The following is a 22318-nucleotide window of genomic DNA, read 5'->3' as shown; positions in this document are numbered from 1 at the left end:
CGTCCGAGGGAGGCGTTCGCGTGGCAGCTGCCGGTGGCCGGTCGACGAAGCGGCTCCAGCGGGGGACTCTCTCCCAGGGGCTCATCGTGGCGACCGCGCTGCGGATCCTCGACGAGGACGGCCCGGACGCGCTGACCTTCCAGCGGCTCGGCAAGGAGCTGTCCTCCTCCGCGACCGCGGTCTACCGGTACTTCGCGAGTCGCGACCACATCATGATCGCCGTCGCGGACGAGCTCGACAGGATCTCCCTGGAGGGGTACGAGCCGCACGAGTCATGGACCGAGTCGCTGCGGGACCTGGCGGTCCGTGCCTGGGTCACCGCGCTGGACCACCCGGCCGCCGCCGCGCTCTGCATGGGGAGAGTCACCCGGGGCGTGAACGAGCTGCGTGCCGTCGACGCCTGCCTGGAGGCGTTCCACCGCGGCGGCTGGCGCGGCCGGGCGGCCGTCCTGCACTACCAGGCGTTCTCGACCTTCCTCCTCGCCGTCGCGAGCAACAACGCCTGGCGACTCGTCAACCAGCGGTTCGGCGCCGAGGTGAACTGGGTGCAGGAGTACCAGCCGGCGGACCCTGACGCGTACCCCTACGCCGAGGCGGCGAAGGACCACCTGCGCAGCATCGACATGACCGACGTCTTCCACCGGCAGGTCGACACTCTCCTCGCGGCCCTCGAGGCCGAGGCGGCGACACTCCCGCGCGACTGACACGCGTCAGTCTCAGGGGCACCCACCCCGCAGCGTTTCCGCGGCCGGAACAGGCGCCGGAAAAGGCACGCGCAAAGATAGTTAACGCTATTGACTACGCCGTTCACTCGGCTGCATCCTCTCCACACCGAGTGCTCCGCGGTCCGCTCCCGAGCGGCGCCCACCGAGCGCCGCGCGCACCGCCTCCACCCCGAACTGCTCGCGCTCGTCCCGCCCGATCCCGTGCGACCTGCGCAGAGCGCGACATCCCTCTCCAGGAGCACCCATGCGCCAGACCCGTACCCGCGTGGTCCCCGTGACCGCGGCCGTCGCCGTGACGGCCGTCCTCGCCGGCTGCACGACCACCGGATCGACGTCCGCGGACCCGGCCGGCGGCGACGCCGCCAAGACGACGAGGATCCGGACGACGATCGACGTGCCGGCCGGCTTCGACCCGGCCAAGGCGCTGTCCCTGCCCGACTACCAGCTCGCCCGGAACAGCTACGACACCCTCGTGCGCAAGGACGACGGCGGGCTCGTGGGCGGGCTCGCCACCCAGTGGAAGAACACGCCGACCTCGGCCACCTTCACCCTGCGTTCCGGCGCGACCTGCGCCGACGGGACGCCGATCACGCCGACGATCGTCAAGGCGTCCCTCGACCGGTACGCCGACCCCAAGACGGCGGCGCCCGATCTCCCCACGGTCTTCGGCCCCGGCAACAAGGTGAAAGTGACCGCCGACGACGCGGCGCGAACCGTGAAGATCACGCTCGCCAGGCCGTGGGGCGACATGGTCACCGGCCTGTCGGTCGCGAGCACGGGCATCGTCTGCCCGGCGGGACTCAAGGACCTCAAGGCACTTGCCGCCGGCACGGCCAAGGGCTCCCAGTCCGGCCCGTACCTTCTGGAGAAGTCCCAGGCCGGCGTCTCGTACTCCTACACGCTCCGCCCGGATTACAAGGCATGGCCGGCCTGGCGTACGAAGATCCCCGGCAAGGTCGCCGCGAAGCTGGAGTACCTGGTCTCACCCGACCCGACCGCGACGGGCAACCTCGTGACGAGCGGCCAGCTCGACATCGGCAAGATCGATGCCTCGGGCATCCCGCGCTTCGACGGCGTAGGCGGCCACAGCGTGAGCATCAGCCGGTTCTCCGACTTCTACCTGCTCTTCAACGAACGGCCCGGCACGGTCTTCGCGGACGTCGCCACCCGCCGGGCCGTCGCCCAGGCCGTCGACCGCGCCGCCTTCACCAAGGTCGTCTCGAAGGACACGGGTGAGCCGTCGACGATGTTCGTGCAGAAGGGCATCCCCTGCAACGACCCCGGCTCCTCCTTCCTCGTCCGCAAGGACAAGGCCGCGGCGGCCGACGTGCTCAAGGGCAAGAAGATCCGTCTCGTCGGCCCCCAGGTCGTCGGCCCGGCCGGCGCCGGCAACCAGTACATCCAGGAAGCGCTGCGGGCCGCGGGCGCGGACGTCACCCTCGCCAACGTCGACGTCGGGGCCTGGGTCGGGACCGTGTTCGGCAAGCCCGACGCCTGGGACCTCACGGTCTTCGCCGACCTCAACTTCCTCGGCAGCCTCGCCAACCCGCTCGCCCACTTCGTGGGCCCGACCGTCCCCGAAGGCGGCGGCAACCTCGGCGCGGTGAAGAACCCCGTGGTCGACAAGGCCTTCGCCCAGGGCGCCGAGGCGACGACCGACAAGGCCCGCTGCGCCGCCTACCAGAAGGCCGCCAAGGCCCTGATCTCGCAGGTCGACGCCGTGCCGCTGGTCAACGACCCGTTCATCTACGCACTGCGCGAGGGATTCAGCGCACAGATGCTCGGCGGCTCCCTCGACGACCCCATCCTGCGCATCACCGGCTGACGGACAGGCCGCCGCACGCGGCGCTGACCCCGCGTGCCGGGCCGGCCGTCCGGCACACGGAAGCCCCCCGCCGTCCCGGCGCCCCCACCGATACCCCCCGCGTCTTCCGACAGGAGCCTCCTGGTGATCGACCCTTTCAGCACCGCCCAGCAGATCGCCGACCTCATCCGCACGAAAGAGGTCAGCCCGGTGGAGGTGGCCGAGACCTACCTCGACCGCATCGAGCGGATCAACCCCGCCGTCAACGCCGTCGTCTGGCTCGACGCCGACGCCGTGCGCGCGGCGGCCGTCCGGGCCGAACGGGCGGTGCTGAGCGGCGAGCCGCTCGGCCCGCTGCACGGCGTCCCCGTCCCCATCAAGGACCTCAGCTCCGTCGCGGGACAGCCCAACACGATGTCCTCGCTGGCGATCCGCGACACCCCGCAGACGCTCACGGACCCCGACGTCCAGCTCCTCCTCGACGCCGGGGCGATCCCCCTCGGCCGTACGAACTCGCCGGAGTTCGGCGCCCTGACCGTCTCCGAGAACGCCCGGCACGGCAAGACGCGCAACCCGTGGAACCCGGCGCACACCTCCGGCGGGTCGAGCGGCGGCGCGTCGGCGGCCGTCGCGGCCGGGCTCGCCCCGGTGGCGCACGCCGGCGACGGCGGCGGATCGATCCGGGTACCGGCGTCCGTCACCGGCCTCGTCGGCCTCAAGCCGAGCCGGGGACGCGTGCCCTCGTTCGTCCGGGCCTGGGAACACTCGACCACCGAAGGCGCGATCACCCGCACGGTGCGCGACACGGCCCTCATGCTCGACGTCATGGGCCGTGCCGACCGGCTCTCCTGGTACAGCGCGCCCGAACCGGAGCGCCCGTACATCGAGGAGGTCGGCGCCGACCCCGGACGGCTGCGGATCGGCCTCCTCCTCGACGCGCCGACCGGGCTGCCGGTCGACGAGGAGTGCCGCAAGGCAGCGCTGACGGCCGCACAGGCACTGCGCGACCTGGGACACGACGTCGTCGAGGCCCGCCCGAAGATGTTCTCGTACGAGGCGATCATGGGCTTCACCTGGACGATCATCAGTGCCTCCACCTACGCCATCGAGCTCGACGATCCCGAAGCGGTGGACCCCTACATCCGGCGCCGCCGGGAAACCGCCCTCGAGGTCACCGCGGGCGACTACGCCCGGACGGCGGCGCTCCTGCAGGCCGAGTCGCGTGATGTGGTCGCGCAGTGGGGCCGGGAGTTCGACGTTCTCCTCACCCCGACCACGGCGGTCGTGGCGCCACCGGTCGGCCCCGTGTACGACGAGGCGAACTCCGACCCGGACGGACCGCGGGCCACCGAGACCCGGATGGTCTCGTTCACCGCGTTCGTCAACATCGCCGGGCTGCCCGCCATCTCGCTGCCCGTCCACACGACCCCGGACGGACTGCCCGTCGGTGCGCAACTCGTCGGTGCGCCCTACGACGAGGCGACGCTGCTGCGTCTGTCGGCCCAGCTCGAACCGCTGTTCCGCTGGCACGAGCGGCACCCGGACGACGCGGCACTCGCGGGGGCGCTGTGAGTGCCGGGTCAGCGGTCCCGACCGGACCGCTGCCTGCCGCACCCGTCCGGCGCGTACCCCGGCTGCGGCTGGGCGGCGGCTGGGCCGGGTTCGCCGTCCGCCGGGCGGGCGGCCTGCTGATGTCCATGCTGCTGCTCGTCCTCGTGACGTTCCTCATCGTGCCCCTGCTGCCGGGGGATCCGGCCCGCGCGATCGCCGGCACCAACTCGTCCCCGGCCACGCTCGCGGCGATACGCGAACGGCTGGGCCTCGACGAGCCGCCGGCGACCCGCTTCGTCCACTACCTCGGCGACATCGCGTCCGGACGGCTCGGCACCTCGTTCCGGTTCGACACTCCCGTCTCGGACATCGTCGCGACCCGGCTGCCGTACACCGTCCAGCTCGTCATCCCGGCCGTCCTGCTCTCCCTGCTCATCGCCGTCCCGCTGGGCATGGCCGTCGGTGTCCTCACCCGTGACGGACGCCGCCGCCGGCTCGGCGTCGGATTCGGCACGGTCGCCGGGCTCCTCGCGTCGGCGCCGGTCTACGTCGTCGCGACCCTGCTCATCGTGCTGTTCTCGATCAGCCTCGGGCTGCTGCCGTCCGGCGGCGCCACCACACCGAGCGCGCTCGTCCTGCCGATCGCCGCGCTCTGCATCGGACCTGCCTTCGCCATCGCCCGGGTCGTCCGGCAGGAGACGGCCTCGGTGCTCGCCCAGGACTACATGAGGACCGCCCGCGGCCACCGCCTGGGATCCGTGCGGCTCCACCTGCGCCACGCGCTGCCCAACCTCGTGACCAGTGTGCTCACCCTGAGCGGTCTCGTCCTCACCTCCCTGCTCGGCGGGACGATCATCCTGGAGAACGTCTTCACCTACCCCGGGCTCGGCACCGAGGTCGTCCAGGCGATCATCTACAAGGACTATCCGGTGATCCAGGGCATCATCCTCGTCGTCGGCATGCTCGCCCTGCTCGTCAACCTCCTCGTCGACGTCGTCCTCGGCATCGTCGACCCCCGCACTCTCGAGGGAGGTCGTCGTGGCCACTGAACCGACCGCACGCCGATGGCGCCGGAACCCGTCGCTGACGGCCGGTGCCCTGATCCTCGGGCTGCTCCTCGTCGTCGCCCTCGTGGCCCCGCCGCTGCTGAGCGGCTCCGCCGAGACCCTCACCGACGACGCCCGGCTGGGGCCCGGTGCCGAACATCTCCTCGGCACCGACGCCTTCGGCCGTGACGTCCTCGCCCGGGCGCTCGTCGCGACCCGGCTCACCCTGCTCATGGCCGCCGCCGCCACCGCCGTCTCGTTCGTCGTCGGCGTCGCGATCGGCGCGCTCGTCCACCTGGCACCCGGGTGGCTGCGCGAGACCTGTCTGCGGCTCATCGACTCGGCGGTGGCCTTCCCCTCGCTCGTGCTCGCCCTCGTCATCGCGGCGGTGCTCGGGCCGGGCACGGTGTCCGCGATCGTCGCGATCGCCGTCGCCGGTGTCCCCGGGTTCGCGCGGCTGACGGCGAATCTCGCCGCGACCGTCGCGGACAAGGACTACGTGCTCACCGCGCGCCTGCTCGGCGTTCCCGGCCCGCGCATCCTGGGCCGGCACGTCCTGCCGAACATCAGCGGGCCGCTGCTGGTGCTCCTCAGTTCGAGCTTCACGCTGTCCCTGCTCGACATCAGCAGTCTGTCGTTCGTCGGCCTCGGTGTGCAGAGCCCGCAGTACGACTGGGGCCGGCTGCTCAACGAGGCGCTGCCGTCGATCTTCGCCCAGCCGTCGGTCGTCCTCGCACCGTCGATCATGCTCATCGTCACGGGTGTGGGCGCCATGCTCCTCGGCGACGGCGTGGCCTCGCTCGTCGACCCGCGGACCCGCGGCACGGCGCCCGCGCCGACCGGGACGGCGGACGCGGCGGCCGGCACGGAGCCGGGCGATGCGGGGGCGGCGGCCGCCGCGGAGCCGGACGGTCTGCTGACCGTCGCCGGGCTGACCGTGCGGGCCGGTGACCGGACACTCGTCGACGACGTGTCGTTCACCATCGGGGCCGGCCGGATCGTCGGCCTCGTCGGGGAGTCGGGCTCGGGCAAGTCCACCATCGCCATGGCGGTCGCGGGCCTGCTCCCCGAGGGGGTGCGGGCGAACGCGTCGCGCCTCGCCCTCGGCGACCTCGACCTGCTCGGCACACCGCCGGAGCGGCGCCTCGCGACCGAGATCGGCATCGTCTACCAGGACCCGATCGGCACGTTCAACCCCGCCCTGAGGCTCGGCACCCAGCTCACCGAGGTGGCCAGGGTGCACCAGGGCACGCCCCGGCGGCAGGCCGCGCGGGACATGGTCCGCGCCCTGTCCGACATCCATGTCACCGAGCCGGAGCGGCGGCTGCGCCAGCACCCGCACGAGCTCAGCGGCGGCATGCTCCAGCGCGCGTCGATCGCCTCCGCGATGACGACGAACCCGCGGCTGCTCATCGCCGACGAGCCGACGACGGCACTCGACGTCACCGTCCAGGCGGAGGTGCTGCGGCAGTTCCGGCGCATCAACCGCGAGCACGGTACGGCGATGCTGTTCATCTCGCACGACATCGGTGTGGTCGGCGTGCTCTGCGACACCGTCCTGGTGCTCCACGGCGGCCGGGTCGTCGACCGGACCACGGGCGCGGACCTGCGCCGGGGCACGGTCACCCACCCCTACACCCGCGCGCTGCTCGCGGCGACGCCCGCCGCGGTCGAGGCCGGTGGAACCCTCAGCGCGGTCCGGTGGACCGCCGACGCGCCGTCGGCGCAGCCGGTAGGGGGGCCGTCGGGCGACCTTTCCGACCAAGCCGCGGACCGGCCTCCGGCCGCCGAAGGGAGCCGCTGATGTCCGCCACAGCCACCGCACCGGACCCGCGGACGCCCGACCCGCTGCTGCGTGTCGAGGATCTTTCGGTCGAGCTCGGCCACGGCGTCGCGGCCCGCAAGGTGCTCAAGGGGGTCTCGTTCGACATCCCCCGGGGCAGCACCCTCGCACTCGTCGGGGAGTCCGGGTCGGGCAAGACGACGCTCGCGCGGACCCTCGTCGGCGTCCACCGCCCGTCGAGCGGTCGCATCCTCGTGGACGGCGCCCCGCTGCGCGCCTCGCGCGGTCGGGCGGGAGCCGCGACGGTCCAGATGATCCCGCAGGACCCGTACTCCTCGTTCGACCCGCGGCGCACCGTCGCGCAGTCGCTCGCCGAGGCTCTCGACCCGATCCGGGCCAAGGTCAAACCGGCTCGGGCCAGGATCGCGGAACTCCTCGGCCAGGTGAGCCTCGACCCGGACGGCATGGACCGCTACCCGCACGAGTTCTCCGGTGGTCAGCGGCAGCGGCTGGCGATCGCACGGGCCCTCGCACCGCGTCCCCGGTTCGTCATCGCCGACGAGATCACCTCGGCCCTCGACCTGACGACCCAGGCCGAGATCCTCAACCTGCTCGCCGATCTGCGCCACCGGCTCTCGCTGACGATGCTGTTCATCTCCCACGACCTGGCCGTCGTCCGGCATGTGAGCGACTCGGTCGCGGTCCTGCTGCACGGGGACCTCGTCGAACTCGGCCCGACCGCGGAGACCTTCGCCGCGCCGGAGCATCCGTACACCGCCCGCCTCCTCGCGTCCGTCCCGGGCGACCCGAGGTTCAGCCTCGACGACGAGCCCGCCCTGATGTGAGCCGACCGGACGCGCGCGGCTTCCGGCCCGCCGACCGGCACGCGCCGTGCGGCGGGCCGTGCCGTGCGGCGGGCCGTGCCGTGCGGCGGGCCGTGCGGCGCCGCGGGGGCTGCCTGCTCCGCCCCCACCCCGGCCGGCGCCGGACGGATCACCGGCTGCACGTCCCGCACCACTACGGAGGAGTGAACCCTGCGGACCACCCGCGAGGCGGTGACCGTGCCGACGCCGGCCAGGACCGGGCCGGCGGGCGGTGACGGGCCGGCGGACGCGTGGCCGGGTGCGCGAGCGGGCAGGATCCGCCCGCCACCTGCGGCTTCAGCGGCGCGCCGGCGACCCGCCGCATACTGCGTTGTCCGATCGCTCGTGACGTACGGCCGGGCCGGTCCCCACGGCCGATCCGGCCGTACGCCTCGACACCGAGGAGAAAGACATGGTGATGACCGAGTCCACCGGCGCCACGAGGAGTTCCACCCCCTTACCGCTGCGTGTCGCCTGGGGCGCGCTGGCGGCCTTCCTGCTGCTCTGGGACGTCTTCGAGGTGCTCAAGCACATGGGCTGGGTGATCCCGGGGGCCGCCCTCGGCGCCGCCCTGCCCTTCCTTCCCCGGCTCGCCGGGCTGGGCCGGGCCCACGAGCCGGGTCAGCCGGCTCCCCGGGCCGTACCGCTGCACAACCTGCTGAACCGTGCCCCGATCCCGTTCGCGATCATGGTCGTCTTCTCGTTCCTCGGGGACGCACCCGAGGACATCGCGGCCCCCTTCACCTTCGGAATGAGCTGGCTCACCTCCATCGCGTTCGCCCGTGCCCTGGGCTTCGGCCTGCGGGCACCGGACGGCCGGCAGCGCTGAACCGGCGAACGCCGCCCCAGGCCGCAGGCCCGCAGCCCGTCTCCCGGGGCCGCGGGCCTCGCCACGTTGATCGCGTTCCCGCAGCCCAACCTGCGGTCCATGGGACCGGCCGGCGTCATCACCGTGGTGTCCGCGGCCCTGTCCGCCCTCCTCGGACTGCCCCCGCCGCTCGCCCTGCCGGGCCGGCGGGTCAACTCCCTCGCCCCGCGCCGCCGGCAGCGCGACTCCGGTGCCGCGCGGGCCACCGAGGGGCGCTGGTACCGCGTGGCGCGGACCGTGATGCGCCGCCCCGCCGTGTTCGCCCTCGCCGCCACGGCCGTGCTGCTGGTGATCGCCTCGCCGCCGCCGGGTGTGCGCTTCACCGGCGTCGACCCCGCCATCCTGCCCGAGGAGACCGGCGGTGGGCGTGAGCCGGCCGCCCGGCCTCGTTCCCCCGGCCTCGTTCCCCCGGCCTCGTTCCCCCGGCCTCGTTCCCCCGGCCCGCCCGCGGCCGGGCGGCGGGGCGGGGCCCGGCTGCCGTGGGCGCGGCTCGGCCCCGTTGGGTCAGCCGGCCCGGGCGGGCGTCAGCCCCAGGTCCACCGCCGCCTTCCGCAGGGCGTCCCTCACCGCTGAGACCAGGGGTTCCGGGCCCGAGCGGGACGCCCGGTGGACCGCGGAGATACGGCGGTGGCCCGCGACGGGGGCCGACGGAAGCGCGATCGTCTCGGCGGGAGCCCCGGCCAGGGCCAGCGTCGGGACGACGGCGGCGCCGAGGCCCGCCCGCACCAGCGAGAGGACGGTCGGGAACTCCCGGCCGACATGGGCGCGGCGCGGGGTGAAGCCGTACTGGGCGGAGATGCGCTCCAGGGCACGGCCGCACGCGGTGTCGGGCGGGGCCGCCACCCAGGGGCGCTCGGCGAGGTCGCGCACCGAGCGGGGCGGCGGCGACCAGTCCGCCGGGGTGATCACCCGGTACTCGTCGTCCGCGACGGGCGTGGACGCCAGGTCGCGCCACTGCTCGTCGGGATCGGGATCCGCGCCGTCGTACTCGACGACCAGCACGTCCAGGCCACCGGTCCGCAGCTCCCGCAGGGCCTCGGGGCCCTCCGCCTCGATGACCCGGGGTTCCAGACCCGGGTGGGTGCGGGCGAGGGCGGCGAGGGCCGGTACCACGAGGTGGCACACCGCCGAGGAGAACGCGGCGACCGCCACCGGGCCGGTCGCGCGGCCGGTCAGTTCGGCGAGTTCGCGGCGCGCCTCGGCGAGCTCCTGCTCGATGCGTTCGGCGCGCGCCGCCAACAGCCGTCCCGCCGGGGTCAGCCCGGCCCGGCGGCGCGAGCGGTCCACCAGCGGACGGCCCACCTCCCGCTCCAGCTGAGCGAGATGCTGCGAGACGGCCGACGGCGTCAGATGCAGCACCTTCGCGGCGTCCACCACTCCGCCGCGCAGGGCCACGGCGCGCAGGACGCGCAGTCGGCGCGGGTCGAGTTCCATAAGCGGCACTGTAGCTCTGCTTCAGTAATCCTTGCTTGTGGTGAAGTGTGACTGCATGGATGATCGGGCCATGAACGAGATGGGCGAGCAGTGGCGGGTCCGGTTCGACGCCGAGGTGACCTTCGGCAACGGCGGCGGACTGCAGACGCAGGGCTTCATGCTGGACGTGCCGGGGCCGGAGACCGGTGACGGGGAGCTGGCCGAGCTGTTCGTCCGGCACCTCGGACTGCTCATGGTGGACAAGGTGCACATCAGCGGCCGGGAGACGGTGCGGGAGCCGCACAAGGGGTCGCGCGGCACGAGCGGCGAGGGCCGGCGAACCGCGTCCGGGGTGGATGGCGCACGCGAGGCGGGCGGCCGCCGGATCGTCGACCTCAGCCACACCATCCGGCACGGGATGACCACCTACCCCGGACTGCCCGGCCCCGAGATCGGCGAGCACCTCACGCGGGACGCGTCCCGCGAGCACTACGCGCCCGGAACCGAGTTCGCCATCGGCCGTATCGCGATGGTCTCCAACACCGGAACCTACCTGGACAGCCCCTTCCACCGGTTCAGCGGCGGACACGACCTCGCCGGGCTCCCGATCGGCACCTTCGCCGACCTCGACGGCGTCGTCGTCCGCGTCCACGACGCCGGACGCCGGGCCGTGGACCGGGCGGCGCTGCTGCCGTACGACGTCACGGGGCGGGCCGTGCTGATCCACACCGGGTGGGACCGGCACTTCGGCACCGAGCGGTACGGCCACGGCCACCCCTACCTGACGGCGGACGCCGTGGCATGGCTGGTCGAACAGCGGGTGGCCCTGGTCGGCATCGACTCCCTCAACATCGACGACACCGACGACGGCACCCGCCCCGCCCACACCGGTCTCCTCGCCGCGGGCATCCCCGTCGTGGAGCACCTCCGCGGCCTGGAGCAACTGCCCCCACAGGGCTTCCGCTTCCACGCGGCGCCCCCGTCCGTCGAGGGGATGGGCACGTTCCCCGTACGGGCGTACGCGCTCCTGGACGAGGCGGGCGAGGCGCACTGACCGGAGTCCCGGCGGTGCCCGTGGACGGTGGGGCGTGCGGGCCGGCGCGGTCAGGCGGTGCGTCGCGGCGGTGGAAGGCGAGGGGGGCGCGGGGTGTGAGGGTGGGTCAAAGCCTTGTGGCCGTGCGGATCAGCCCGGCGAGGGCGAGGGAGCGGCTGTGTGCCGGCCAGGCGATGTGGGTGACGACGGGGGGCGCGTCGGTCAGCGGGACGGCGGTGTGCTCGGCCCACAGCCAGGCGCGGGCCGAGTCGGGGAAGACGGCCACGGTACGTCCGAGGGCGATCAGCTGGGCCAGCTGTGTCAGGTCGTGGATCTCCGGGCCCGGGCCGGGTGGGTACGTGCCGTGGCGGGGCCAGCGGGCGAGCGGAAGGTCGGGGATGTCGCCGACGTCGGCCAGGGTCAGGGTCCTGTGCGCGGCGAGGGGGTGCCCGGCGGGCAGGACGGCGATCTGTCCCTCCGTCATCAGTTCCTCGCTGTCGAACCCGGCAAGGGAGTTGAACGGGGCGTGCATGAGCGCCACGTCAGCGCGGCCGTCGCGCAGCATCCCCTCCTGCTCGCACGTGCCGCTGGGCAGCACCTCGATCTCGGCGGCGTCGGGCTCGGCCGCGTAGGCGTCGAGGAGCTTGTGCAGCAGCTCGTGAGACGCGCCGGCCTTCACCGCGAGCACCAGGCGATTGCGGGGGCCGCCCGGACTGTCGGCGCCACCGGCGCGACGGGTGCGGCGAGCGGCAGCGGCGGTCGCGTCGAGGGCTGCGCGGCCCTCGTGCAGCAGCATCTCTCCGGCCTCGGTCAGACAGACGCCGCGGCGGTTGCGTACCAGCAGGCAGACGCCGAGGCGCCGCTCGAGCTGCTGGATCGCCCGGGACAGCGGTGGCTGGGCCATGCCCAGGCGCTCGGCGGCGCGACCGAAGTGCAGTTCCTCGGCGACGGCCATGAAGTACCTCAGCTCACGGGTCTCCAAGATCTCCATGCTCACAGCGTACTTCGGTGATACCTACCGGGTATGACAGCGCACTGCATCGGTATTGGATGCACCGCTCGTCCGCGAGCGAGCATCGACCGCATGAGCGAAACCATCAACGCACCTTCCACGTCGCTGCCCGGCGGCACCTGGACCATGGGCGATCTGACCGTCACCCGCTTCGGCTACGGCGCCATGCAGCTCGCCGGCCCGGGGGTCATGGGCCCGCCCGCCGACCGCGACGGCGCGCTCGCCGTCCTGCGCGAGGCCGTCGGCCTCGGCATCACCCATGTCGACACCGCCGGCGCATACGGCCCGCGTGTCACCAACCGGCTGATCCGTGAAGCGCTGCACCCCTATTCCGAATCGCTGCACATCGTGACCAAGGTCGGTGCGGTCCGCGATCGGCAGGGCGGCTGGCCCCCGGCCCGGCAGCCCGAGGACCTGCGCCGCGCCGTCCACGAGAACCTCGAGGACCTCGGCCTCGCTTCGCTCGACGTGGTCAATCTCCGGCTCGGCAACGCTCAGGGTCCCCGGCCGGGCTCGCTCGCCGAGCCCTTCGAGACCCTCGTCGAACTCCAGCAGCAGGGCCTGATCAGGCACCTCGGAGTGAGTAACGCGACGCCGGAACAGGTCGCCGAGGCGCAGACGATCGCGCCGATCGTCTGCGTGCAGAACATGTACAACCTCGCTCACCGTCAGGATGACGAGCTGATCGACGACCTCGCCGACAAGGGCATCGCCTACGTGCCCTTCTTCCCGCTCGGCGGCTTCTCCCCGCTGCAGTCCACGGCGCTTTCGGCCGTGGCCACCCGGCTGGACGCGACGCCGATGTCGGTCGCCCTGGCCTGGCTGCTGCGGCGGTCGCCGAACATCCTGCTCATCGCCGGCACCTCGTCGGTGGCGCACCTGCGCGAGAACGTCGTCGGCGCAGGGCTCTCGCTCTCCGACGAGGACCTCGCAGAGTTGGACGAGATCGGCCACCAGTAGGACGCAGCCCGGCCCCAAGCAGGACGAAGGGGCGGCGACCCCGGGAAACCGCCGTGTGGTGCGGGCCTCGTCGGTGGTGACCAAAGGGCCTGTTCACCCTTTCCGCTGCGCGGTGGTGCCGTCGTCCGCCGCATGCCGACCACCTGGTCGAGTGCTCAGCGACGCGCTGCCGCCGGGCGCCCGCCCGGCGGCGAGGGCCGTGCGGGGTGGCGGACGCGCGAGACGCCACCCCTCGGCGGGCGGCCGGTCATGTGGAGGAGCCGTCTGATGCGGGGTTGCCGCTGTCGGCGCGCCGGTTGTCGCGCTGGTGGCCGCGGCGGGCGTCGCGGTCGAAGATGCCCAGGATCTCGCAGGGGCCGCCCTCCGCGCCGATGGCGTGCGGCAGCATCGTGGGGAACTCGGCGGCCTGGTTCGTCTCGACGCGGAAGCGCCGGTTGCCGAGCAGGAGGACCGCGGTGCCGGACAGGACCACCAGCCACTCACGGCCCGGGTGGGCGCGCATGCGTGAGGGACTGTCGGGGGGCGGTTCGGTCATCCGCTGGCGCACGACGCTCATACCGGGGTCGCCCTTGACGGGCCAGCGCATCAGCCCGTGCGTACCGTCGATCATGGGGCTGATGACGATGTCGTCGGAGGCGGTCTCCACCAACTGGTCCAGAGAGGTGTCCAGAGCGCGGGCCAGGGCGACCAACTGGTCCAGTGCGAGACGTCGTTGGCCGTTCTCGATGCGGGAGAGCGTCGACTGACTGAACCTGGCGCGGTCGGCCAGTTCCTCCAGGGACCAGCCCTGCGCCACCCGCAGAGCACGGATGCGTTTGCGTACGAGGCTGTCCAGCTCGCCATCACCTTGCGTCATAGGCAACATCGTATGCCTTCTCCGCAAGGCGGGGTTAGCGTCCTGTGCAGGGGACCACGCCGCCACCGCCTGACACCGGCCGGCGTGCGACCACCGACCTCCAGCCCGATCCCGGCGCCCGGACATGGGTCCGCTGTTGCCCCCGCGTGTCTCCGTGAGAGGAATCCATGAGTACGATCCAGCCCGCACCAGCGGCAGCCGACGGCGCCGCCCACGCCGGCGGTACGCCGGATGCGCGCCAGCTGCGCACCATCCTGATCGCCGTCTGTGTCGCATTGATGGCGGTCATCGCCTCGGTGTCCGGACTGAACGTCGCACAGCCCGACCTGGCCGTCGAGTTCGGCGCCTCGCAGACCACCATCCTGTGGATCATCAACATCTACACGCTCACCCTGGCCGCCCTGCTGCTGCCGCTCGGCGCCGTGGGTGACCGGCTGGGTCGCAAGCCCATGCTGATCGCCGGCCTGATCGTCTTCGGCGTCGCCGGAGCGGTGGCCGGGCTCGCCCCGTCGGCTGAGGTGATGCTCGGCGCGCGCCTGCTCAGCGGCATCGGCGCGGCGATGATCATGCCCATCACCCTCGCCGTGATCACGTCCACCTTCCCGGAGGAAGAGCGCGGCAGGGCCATCGGCGTGTGGACCGGCGTCGCCGGAGGCGGCGGCATCCTGGGCATGTTCCTCTCCGCCGCACTCGTGGACGTCGCCAACTGGCGCTACCTGTTCGTCCTGCCCGTCGCCCTGGTCGTCGTCGCACTCGCCATGGCTGTGCGCTCGGTGCCCGACTCCCGCGAGCACTCGGGCCACTCCTTCGACACCGTCGGCGCTCTGACCTCCGCCGTGACCGTCGTCGGCCTCATCTTCGTCCTCCAGGAAGGCCCCGAGCACGGCTGGAGTGCCCCCGCCACCCTGATCGGCCTCGCCGTCGGTCTCCTCGCCGCTGTCTTCTTCGTGGTCTGGGAGCTGCGCCGCCGGGACGCCTCTCTGCTGGACGTTCGCCTGTTCCGCGAGCGCGGCCTGGCCGGCGGATCGATCACGCTGCTGACCCTCTTCGGTGTCCAGGCGGGCATCTTCGTCGTCCTCTTCCCGTTCTTCCAGGCCGTCCTGGGCTGGTCGGGCCTGCTGTCCACGCTCGCGCTGATGCCCATGGCCGCGGCGATGATGGCGACCTCGGGGCTGGCCCCCCGACTGTCCGCGCGGATCGGCTCCCGCTCCACCATGGCCATGGGGATCGCGCTGGCCGGTGCCGGCCTGGCACTGATGGCCCTCATCGTCTCCGTCGACGGCGGATACCGGTCGATCCTGCCCGGCATGCTCGCCATGGGCATCGGCATGGGCCTGTCCATGACCCCGTCCACCGAGGCCATCACCAGTTCCCTGCCGCGCGAGAGGCAGGGCGTCGCCTCCGCCCTCAACGACGTCACCCGTGAGTTCGGCACCGCCCTGGGTGTCGCCCTGCTCGGCGCACTGCTGTCCGCCGGATACCGCAGCGCCATCGACGGCAAGCTCGACGGTGTTCCCCGGGACGCCGCGGACACCGCACGCGAAGGTGTCGCGAACGCCGTCGAGGCGGCGGGCGGTGCGGGCCCCCACGCGCAGGAACTCGTGCAGGCCGCGCGGCAGTCCTTCGTCGACGGCTGGCAGCAGGCCATGTGGGCAGGCGTGGTGGTCATGGGCGGCCTGTTCCTCTACATCCTCGTCCGCGGCCCGAGGAACGCCGTCCCCGCAGCCGGAACCGAAGGGGAAGTCGTCGAGGCCCTGTCCTCCCGGTGACCCTGCTGAACTGCCGTCGAGAGGTGAGAGCGTGCCGACGGCCGACCGGCACCCTGACCATCAGAGGGGGCGCGGCCCGAAGCCCACGGCGGATGGGGCCGCGCCTGCCTACCCGGTGGATGCGGGCCGGAGGGAGTGTCTAGGCTGAGCCGGTGACCGCCCTCGACATCCAGCGCGTGGACGGTGCCGCAGGCGACGAGCAGCTCGAAGCCTGGCGGTACGTCCACAACACGATCATCCCGGCGCACCTCCTCACCCTGGACGACGTCCGCGAGCGCGCCGCCCGCAACCACCTCGAACTGGCCTATGAGGGCGGCGTGTTGGTGGGCAACTCCACGGTCCGCCCGCCCGCCGGGGACGACGCCGCGGCCATGGTCATCGCCCGGGTGCTCGCCGGGCACCGGGGACGCGGGCTCGGCGGGCGGCTGTACGAGCGGGCGCTGCGGCGGGCGCGGGAGCTGGGGGCGCGGGTGATCGAGACCTGCGTACTGGAGTCGAACGAGGACGGCCTCCGGTTCGCCGGGAAGCACGGGTTCGTGGAGATCGAGCGCTATCGGCTGGACGGCGACACGGCCGTCTGGATCGATCTGCGGCTGGCCGGGTAGCGAGGGCCGCGACCCGGCCGCCGCCGGGTCACAGGGCGCCCGCGAGGTCCAGCGCCGCCACGTAGCCGAAGGTCATCGCGGGACCGATCGTCGAGCCCGCCCCCGCGTAACTGCGGCCCATCACCGCGGCGCTGGCGTTGCCCGCCGCGTACAGGCCGCGGATCACCGAGCCGTCGGGGCGCAGTACCCGGGCGCGGGCGTCGGTGAGGAGACCGCCCTTGGTGCCGAGGTCGCCCGGGACGATGCGCAGGGCGTAGAACGGCGGCAGCCACAGCGGCGCCAGACAGGAGTTGGGCCGCACCGACGGGTCCGTGTAGTAGTGGTCGTAGGCGCTGTCGCCGCGCCCGAAGTCGGTGTCGTCGCCCTGCCGGGCCAGGGTGTTGAACCGGTCGACGGTGGCGCGCAGGGCGGCCGCGGGGACGCCGGTCGCGGAGGCGAGCGCGTCCAGCGACCACGCCTTGTGGACGGCCCCCGCGTCGTACCACTCCTCGGGGAACGGGAACGTCGGCACGATGTCCTTGAACAGGTACCGGTTGCGGTAGTTCTGGTCGACGATCAGCCAGCACGGGATGTGCCGGGCGGACGGGGTGTCGCGCTCGTACATCGTGTGGACGACATCGCTGTACGGACCGGCCTCGTTGACGAACCTGGCGCCCGCCGCGTTGACCAACAGGCCGCCGGGAAGGGTGCGTTCGGCGAGGCAGAACCACGGCTGCCCCGGCGTGGCGATGGCCGGCCCCCACCATGCGTCGTCCATCAGCGCCACGTCGGCGCCCGCGCGCTGCCCGGCGCGGATGCCGTCGCCGGTGTTCTCCCTGGCGCCCACGGACCAGTGGGCGACGGGCTGCTCCTGGTACTGCTCACGCATGGCCGCGTTGTGCTCGAAGCCGCCGGAGCCGACGATGACCCCGCGCCGGGCGCGCAGCAGCCCGGGGGCGCCGTCGCGGGTGACGACGGCCCCGGTGACCGCCCCGTTCTCCATGTGCAGGTCGGTCAGAGGCGTGTCGAGCCACACCGGTACGCCGGCGGAGAGGAGCCCGGCGCGCAGTCCGCCCGCCAGGGCCTGGCCCATGGTGAGCGGCTTCTGCCCGAGCAGCGCGGCCTTGGTGCCCCGTGCGAGGCACTCGGTGGCGACGGCGGCCCCCTTGGCGCTCACGGCGGCCAGGGCGAGCCACTTGTAGTCGGCGCTGAAGACGACCATGCCGGCCGGAGTGGCCAGGTAGGGCGGGTTCAGACGGGCGAGTTCGGCGCCCAGCACGTTCCCGTCGAGCTGGTCGGGCTCGATGGAGCGGCCGTTCGGCAGACCGCCGGGCAGCTCCGGGTAGTAGTCGCTGTACCCCTCCATCCAGCGGAACCTGAGCGGGCTGTTCGCCATGACGAAGGAGAGCATGGCGGGGCCGTGGTCCAGGAACGCCTTCTGCCGGTCGGCCGGGACGTCGTCGCCGACCACGGCCGCGAGGTACCGGGCGGCCTTCGCCGGGGTGTCCGGTACCCCGGCGGCCTTGATGACGCTGTTGTTGGGCAGCCAGATCCCCGCGCCGGAGCGGGCCGCCGAACCCCCGAAGGTCGGCGCCTTCTCCACGACGACACAGCTCAGCCCCTTCCTGGCCGCCGTCAGCGCGGCGGTCATCCCGGCGGCGCCGGAACCGATCACGACGACGTCGTAGGTGCCGAGCAGGGGAGGGGCGGCAGCCGGTTCCGCCGCGACGGCCGTGGCGCCGAGCCCCCCGGCCGCCACCACGGCACCCGCCCCGGCGGCGGCACCGAGCACCCGCCGCCGCGAGGGGGCGGTGGGTACGGTCGTACGTCTGTCGGGGTCCGCGCTCCTGGGCATGCAGGTCGCTCCAGCCTGGTCAGGGTGTGGGAGGGCCTTGCTGTTCCCCGGGACGGCGGGAAGCCGTGCCCCGGGTGTGGTGCGGAGCCTCGAATCTGGCGTGCCGGAGTGGTGAAGTCAAGGCCGTTGCTGACGTTCACTCAACTCGCGTCTGTGCGCGGCCTGGTACCGGCTTTCGCCGCATGTCGATCAGGAGCGGTGTCCCGACATCAGTCGCAGTCCCGTGTCGACGGCGTCGCGCATCCCGAGCAGGTACGTCGGTTTGCCCGCGAACTCCCGCTCGGTGAACAGGTCATGCGGCAGGAGCGCCCCGATGTCCCCGAAGTCGCCGTCGTCGAGGGAGAGATCCTCGTACTCGATCCAGTTTCCCCTGTCCTTCACCACGCACCGGTAGGTCCGGGTCGGGGGCGGCGGTGTCATCCGGTACTCGGCGAGGTGGAACGCGGTGCACACCTCGAAGCCGACGCGCAGGAGCAGGACGTGGGCGTCGGCCGCGTACAGCGAGGCCATGGGTGACCGCTCTCCGAGGTGGCAGTGCGGATCGTGGCCGGCGAGCAGTTCCTCGGCCCGTGCGCCCAGGGCGGCGAAGGAGGTCTGCGGATGGGCGCTGCGGACCGCGCCCGGTGTGGTGCGTACGCACTCGGCCAGGGCCCCCATCGCCGGGCAGGGGGTGGTGCTCGGCTCGAACGGCGGCATCGTCGCCCGGAACCCGGCCCTCTCCCCGTCGGTCATCCCTGCGGTGAGGCGGCGGTAGGCGGGCGAGGTGTCGGAGTTCTCGGGGGTGAAGGCGGGCACGACCAGGGTGCCGCCGGGACCGAGCACCGCTCGCAGGGCGTCCCGTACCTCGGCCGGGCTCCAGCCGGTGCCGCTCAGCGACGAGTGCACCATCAGCACACCGCCGGGCCTGACCCCCAACTCGCGCAGCGCGTAAGGAAGTTCCGTGACGTCCCTCATGCGGCACCGCCGGGTCGTACCAGTCGCTGGATCGCGGGGTCGCTCACTCCGCGCAGTGTACGCCGAGTGCCGCCGTGCCACGCCGGGCACGGTGTCAGGGAGGCGGGGTGGCGCATTCCCATGATTGACGAGAGCATGACCGTCCCGTTGGCTCCCTGCTTCCGTGTGAGGTCTCCATGGCTGCCGCGCCCGGCCCGAGCACCACGGTGAGTGATCGTGATCTGCCCCCTTTGTTCCATGTGTGCGACAAGCTGGCGCAGGTCCATCAGGGGGAGTCGTTACGGATCGTGCGGACCCAGCTGTTCGCGCTGCTGCTCGCCACGGCGACCGCCTCGCTCGCCGAGCGGATGGGCAGCCGGATACCGTCGGCGGTCGCGGCCGTGCTGTACGCCGCGACCATCGTGCTCGGTATCCACGCCTCCCGGCGCCGGGCCCGCGCGCACTGGCAGGCGCACCGGGCCGCCGCCGAGGTGATCAAGTCGCTGGCCTGGCAGTACATGGTGCACGGAGGTCCCTTCCACTCACGGCTCGTCAGCCCCGAGGCGCTGTTCGCCGAGCGGCTGGAGGAGCGGCTGAGCGAGCTGCGGAAGGTCGGGTGGGAGGACCCCCGGGAGAGTTCCGCCGAACTCGGCCTCGGGCAGATCACCCCGAGGATGCGGATGGTGCGCGCCAAGCGGTTCGCCGCGCGGCGGGACATCTACCTCCGGGACCGTGTGCTGGAACAGCTGGCCTGGTACGGCGGCAAGGCCGGGCAGACCCACCAGGCCTCCGTGCGCTGGTCGGGCGTCACCACCACGCTGACCGCGCTGGCCCTGCTCACCGCCGTGCTGCGCGCCGTCGGGGCGATCGGCAGCCGCTGGGACCCGACCGGTGTGCTCAGCGCCGCCGCCGCGGCCGGTGTGGCCTGGCAGGAGGTCCGCCGGCACCGCCCGCTCACCTACGCCCACAAGCTGGTCGAACAGGACCTGGACACCCACCGCGTCGCCATGGGCACCACGGTCACGGAGGACGGCTGGGCCGACGCCGTCGCCGAGGCGGAGCGGCTGGTCTCGCCCCAGCACACGGACTGGCTGGTGCGGTTCGGGTCCTGAGGAGGGCCGAGCCGCCGGGCGTCAGGCGCGGCGCACCCCCGGGCTCCAGAGCACCGTCACCGGGACACCCGTCCGTCGCGCGTAGGCGACGATGTCGGCCGTGCCGCCGAGGCCACGGGCAGGCGCGCCGTCCCACACCGCCACCATGCGGTCCGCGTGGTCGACGATGTAGCGGCCGGCCGCGTAGTACGCCTCCTCGTGCGTACGCTCGTACGGCAACTCCACCTGCTCGGCACATGACTTGAGCAGCCGCCGGTACGCCGCCCGCACCTCGTCGCCGCCGAGGTGGGTCTCGTAGTCCATGCCGGGGATCACGGCCGTCAGCGGGACACCGCAGTCCAGGGCGATCTCCGCGAACAACTGGTCGGCCCCGGCGGCGAGGCTGCTGAGGGCCCGGACCGCCGGACGGCTCCGCAGCTCCGTCCGGATGCCGCACCGTACGGCGGACAGGGCGATGTCCGGGATCTGCCGGTGTCCGGTGATACCGATCCGGGTCACGGGCCCTGGCATCCGTGCGCTCACCTCCGTGGCCGCGGTCGTCCGGACAACCCTGGGGCGTGTGTCGAAAGCCTCGCCGGCGCCGCGGGACTTTCGACACACACCCTAGCGGCGCGGGACCTCGCGGAGAACGACGCATCCAGGTGTCCGGTGGGGCGGCGCGGGCGCACGACGGCGACGGCCGGGTGACCGGTCCGGTGCCACCACCCCCGCGTGCTCCGGAGACCGCCGCCGCGCCCCGGGAACGCCGTAGGGCGGGTGACCAAGAGCTCCGAACAAGAGTGGAGTCCGATCGGCTCGCGGCGTCTGGTGCGTGCGATCGCAAGGAGCCGGAAGCTCCTTGCAGCGGGGCTACCAGGGGCCTTCGGCAAAGGCGGCGAGCGTGCGTGCCAGGCGTCGCGAGCCGGGCTCCACTTCTGTTCGGAGCTCTGAGCCCCTCCTGCCCCGCGGTGTCCGGCACACACGCTCGCGGCCCTGCCGAAACACGCCCCGCGCCGCGCGGAGGCTCAGTCGCTCACCGGGTCCAGGGACAGGGGTTGGAGACGCCCCTCCAGCATCGCGCCGACGCCGAGTGCCGCGCAGACGTCGGGGCGTTCGGCGATGGTGACCGGCATGTTCGTCGCCTGCCGGAGCATCTGGTCGAAACCGGGGAGCAGGGCGCTGCCGCCGACCATCATGATGCCGCGGTCGGCGAGGTCGGCCACCAGATCGGGCGGGCAGTCGCGCAGCACCTTGCCGATGCCGTCGACGACGGCCGTCAGGGGGGTCTGGATGGCGTCCCGCACCGCCGCCGTGTCCACCTGGACGGAACGGGCCAGACCGGTCGCCACGTCCAGACCGTGGATCTCGGTGGAGGCGGGACCGTGCGGGGTGAGGCCGTTGCCGGAGAGGGCCAGCTGGAGCGGCCGTACCGACTGGCTGGGCAGGGTCAGCTCGTGCCGCAGCCGCAGGTGCTGCACGATCGCCTGGTCGATGGCCTCGCCGCCGACCGGGATACGAACGGCGTTCACCACCGATCCCAGGGACAGCACCGCGAGCTGGGTGGCCGCCGCGCCACAGACCATGATCATCGTCGCCTCGGGCTGCTCCACGGGCAGACCGCAGCCGACCGCCGCCGCGATCAGCGTGTCCACCAGCTCCACCCGGCGGGCACCCAGGCCCACCAGCGTCTCGATCGTGGCGCGCTGCGCGAGGGGGTCCGCGTCGTGCGGTGCGCAGGCCGCCGCCCGGAGGACGGGCTTGCGGCGCAGCGTGCGGCGGACCTTGTCACCGAGCAGCTGGCGCAGCATCCGCTGGGCCATGTCGATGTCCACCACCGTGCCGCCGGAGACGGGCCGTGCGACCCGGATGTAGTGGGGCGTACGGCCCGTCATCCGCTCCGCGAACTCGCCGACCGCGATCAGCGCGCCCGTTCTCGTGTTCACGGCGGCCACGCTCGGCTGGTCCACCACCAGGCCCGCGCCCTTCACGTACACGCGGGTGCGCGCCGCCCCCAGATCGACGGCGAAGTGGCAGCGGCGCAGCTGCTCCAGACTGGCGGTCATGGTCGTCATGGCGGCGGGTCCTCCCGAGAGCACGGGCTGTGCGGGCCGCCGGGCGGCGGTTCCCTGGTTCCCTTGCATCGTGCGGGGACTGCGGGCCGGACGCCTGTTG

General features: G+C 73.0%; 20 protein-coding genes. 13 read left to right on the top strand and 7 right to left on the bottom strand.

Translation table 11 applies throughout. The annotated features are described in order from the left end of the window. The first annotated feature begins 20 nt into the window (after positions 1 to 20). From AC067N_RS18570 to AC067N_RS18535, 8 genes are all read left to right on the top strand, one after another. Positions 21 to 704, top strand: a complete 684-nt coding sequence (locus AC067N_RS18570; protein WP_478679959.1) for a TetR/AcrR family transcriptional regulator — start codon at positions 21 to 23, stop codon at positions 702 to 704. Positions 705 to 969: 265 nt separating this feature from the next. Next, on the top strand, positions 970 to 2550 hold the full coding sequence (locus AC067N_RS18565; RefSeq protein WP_478679958.1) for an ABC transporter substrate-binding protein: 1581 nt from the start codon (positions 970 to 972) through the stop codon (positions 2548 to 2550). A gap of 123 nt (positions 2551 to 2673) precedes the next feature. Continuing rightward, complete coding sequence (locus AC067N_RS18560; protein WP_478679957.1) at positions 2674 to 4101, top strand: amidase; 1428 nt, start codon at positions 2674 to 2676, stop codon at positions 4099 to 4101. Then, positions 4098 to 5129 (top strand): ABC transporter permease, encoded by a 1032-nt coding sequence (locus tag AC067N_RS18555; protein WP_478679956.1) that lies wholly within the window; start codon positions 4098 to 4100, stop codon positions 5127 to 5129. Before AC067N_RS18560 ends, AC067N_RS18555 begins: the two co-directional genes overlap by 4 nt. Next, a complete protein-coding gene (locus AC067N_RS18550) occupies positions 5119 to 6930 on the top strand; it encodes a dipeptide/oligopeptide/nickel ABC transporter permease/ATP-binding protein (RefSeq protein ID WP_478679955.1) in 1812 nt (603 codons plus the stop codon). Before AC067N_RS18555 ends, AC067N_RS18550 begins: the two co-directional genes overlap by 11 nt. Continuing rightward, positions 6930 to 7754 carry an ABC transporter ATP-binding protein gene (locus AC067N_RS18545; RefSeq protein ID WP_478679954.1) on the top strand — a complete coding sequence of 275 codons (825 nt, stop codon included), beginning with the start codon at positions 6930 to 6932 and terminating at the stop codon, positions 7752 to 7754. The genes AC067N_RS18550 and AC067N_RS18545 overlap by 1 nt, the downstream gene beginning before the upstream one ends. A 430-nt stretch (positions 7755 to 8184) precedes the next feature. Further along, complete coding sequence (locus tag AC067N_RS18540; protein WP_478679953.1) at positions 8185 to 8601, top strand: hypothetical protein; 417 nt, start codon at positions 8185 to 8187, stop codon at positions 8599 to 8601. Between the two features lie 99 nt (positions 8602 to 8700). Beyond that, entirely contained in the window at positions 8701 to 9213 is a 513-nt protein-coding gene (locus AC067N_RS18535) for a hypothetical protein (RefSeq protein ID WP_478679952.1), read from the top strand. On the opposite strand, the gene AC067N_RS18530 is transcribed toward AC067N_RS18535, so the two are convergent. Next, positions 9145 to 10074 carry a LysR family transcriptional regulator gene (locus AC067N_RS18530; RefSeq protein ID WP_478679951.1) on the bottom strand — a complete coding sequence of 310 codons (930 nt, stop codon included), beginning with the start codon at positions 10072 to 10074 and terminating at the stop codon, positions 9145 to 9147. The two genes, AC067N_RS18535 and AC067N_RS18530, sit on opposite strands and share 69 nt — an antisense overlap. Positions 10075 to 10144: 70 nt before the next feature. On the opposite strand from AC067N_RS18530, the gene AC067N_RS18525 reads away from it, so the two are divergent. Beyond that, entirely contained in the window at positions 10145 to 11107 is a 963-nt protein-coding gene (locus AC067N_RS18525) for a cyclase family protein (RefSeq protein ID WP_478679950.1), read from the top strand. 106 nt (positions 11108 to 11213) lie between these two features. Here the strand turns inward: AC067N_RS18525 and AC067N_RS18520 are convergent, their stop codons facing one another. Continuing rightward, positions 11214 to 12077 carry a LysR family transcriptional regulator gene (locus tag AC067N_RS18520; protein WP_478679949.1) on the bottom strand — a complete coding sequence of 288 codons (864 nt, stop codon included), beginning with the start codon at positions 12075 to 12077 and terminating at the stop codon, positions 11214 to 11216. A 93-nt stretch (positions 12078 to 12170) separates the two neighbouring features. On the opposite strand from AC067N_RS18520, the gene AC067N_RS18515 reads away from it, so the two are divergent. Further along, positions 12171 to 13058 (top strand): aldo/keto reductase family oxidoreductase, encoded by an 888-nt coding sequence (locus tag AC067N_RS18515; protein WP_478679948.1) that lies wholly within the window; start codon positions 12171 to 12173, stop codon positions 13056 to 13058. 247 nt (positions 13059 to 13305) lie between these two features. On the opposite strand, the gene AC067N_RS18510 is transcribed toward AC067N_RS18515, so the two are convergent. Further along, the gene (locus AC067N_RS18510) at positions 13306 to 13914 is read right to left on the bottom strand and encodes a helix-turn-helix domain-containing protein (protein WP_478679947.1); all 609 of its coding nucleotides are present in this window, start codon (positions 13912 to 13914) and stop codon (positions 13306 to 13308) included. A 167-nt stretch (positions 13915 to 14081) separates the two neighbouring features. Here AC067N_RS18510 and AC067N_RS18505 point away from each other — a divergent pair, with 167 nt between their 5' ends. Further along, the gene (locus AC067N_RS18505; protein WP_478679946.1) at positions 14082 to 15683 is read left to right on the top strand and encodes an MFS transporter; all 1602 of its coding nucleotides are present in this window, start codon (positions 14082 to 14084) and stop codon (positions 15681 to 15683) included. A 152-nt stretch (positions 15684 to 15835) separates the two neighbouring features. Beyond that, the gene (locus tag AC067N_RS18500) at positions 15836 to 16288 is read left to right on the top strand and encodes a GNAT family N-acetyltransferase (protein WP_478679945.1); all 453 of its coding nucleotides are present in this window, start codon (positions 15836 to 15838) and stop codon (positions 16286 to 16288) included. Between the two features lie 28 nt (positions 16289 to 16316). On the opposite strand, the gene kstD is transcribed toward AC067N_RS18500, so the two are convergent. Together kstD and AC067N_RS18490 are read right to left on the bottom strand one after the other, a co-directional pair. After that, positions 16317 to 18122 carry a 3-oxosteroid 1-dehydrogenase gene (gene kstD / locus AC067N_RS18495; RefSeq protein ID WP_478679944.1) on the bottom strand — a complete coding sequence of 602 codons (1806 nt, stop codon included), beginning with the start codon at positions 18120 to 18122 and terminating at the stop codon, positions 16317 to 16319. A 189-nt stretch (positions 18123 to 18311) separates the two neighbouring features. Then, positions 18312 to 19076, bottom strand: a complete 765-nt coding sequence (locus AC067N_RS18490) for an AAC(3) family N-acetyltransferase (RefSeq protein WP_478679943.1) — start codon at positions 19074 to 19076, stop codon at positions 18312 to 18314. Between the two features lie 176 nt (positions 19077 to 19252). On the opposite strand from AC067N_RS18490, the gene AC067N_RS18485 reads away from it, so the two are divergent. Then, on the top strand, positions 19253 to 20167 hold the full coding sequence (locus AC067N_RS18485; protein ID WP_478679942.1) for a DUF4231 domain-containing protein: 915 nt from the start codon (positions 19253 to 19255) through the stop codon (positions 20165 to 20167). A gap of 21 nt (positions 20168 to 20188) precedes the next feature. Here AC067N_RS18485 and AC067N_RS18480 read toward each other — a convergent pair whose 3' ends face one another. After that, positions 20189 to 20677, bottom strand: a complete 489-nt coding sequence (locus tag AC067N_RS18480; RefSeq protein WP_478679941.1) for a hypothetical protein — start codon at positions 20675 to 20677, stop codon at positions 20189 to 20191. A gap of 494 nt (positions 20678 to 21171) precedes the next feature. Then, positions 21172 to 22209: a rod shape-determining protein gene (locus tag AC067N_RS18475; RefSeq protein ID WP_478680119.1), complete on the bottom strand. Its 1038-nt coding sequence runs from the start codon at positions 22207 to 22209 to the stop codon at positions 21172 to 21174. Positions 22210 to 22318 lie beyond the last annotated feature (109 nt).

The sequence above is a fragment of the Streptomyces sp. NPDC042364 genome, assembly GCF_056437585.1.
This window is presented reverse-complemented; position numbering and strand designations above follow the sequence as displayed.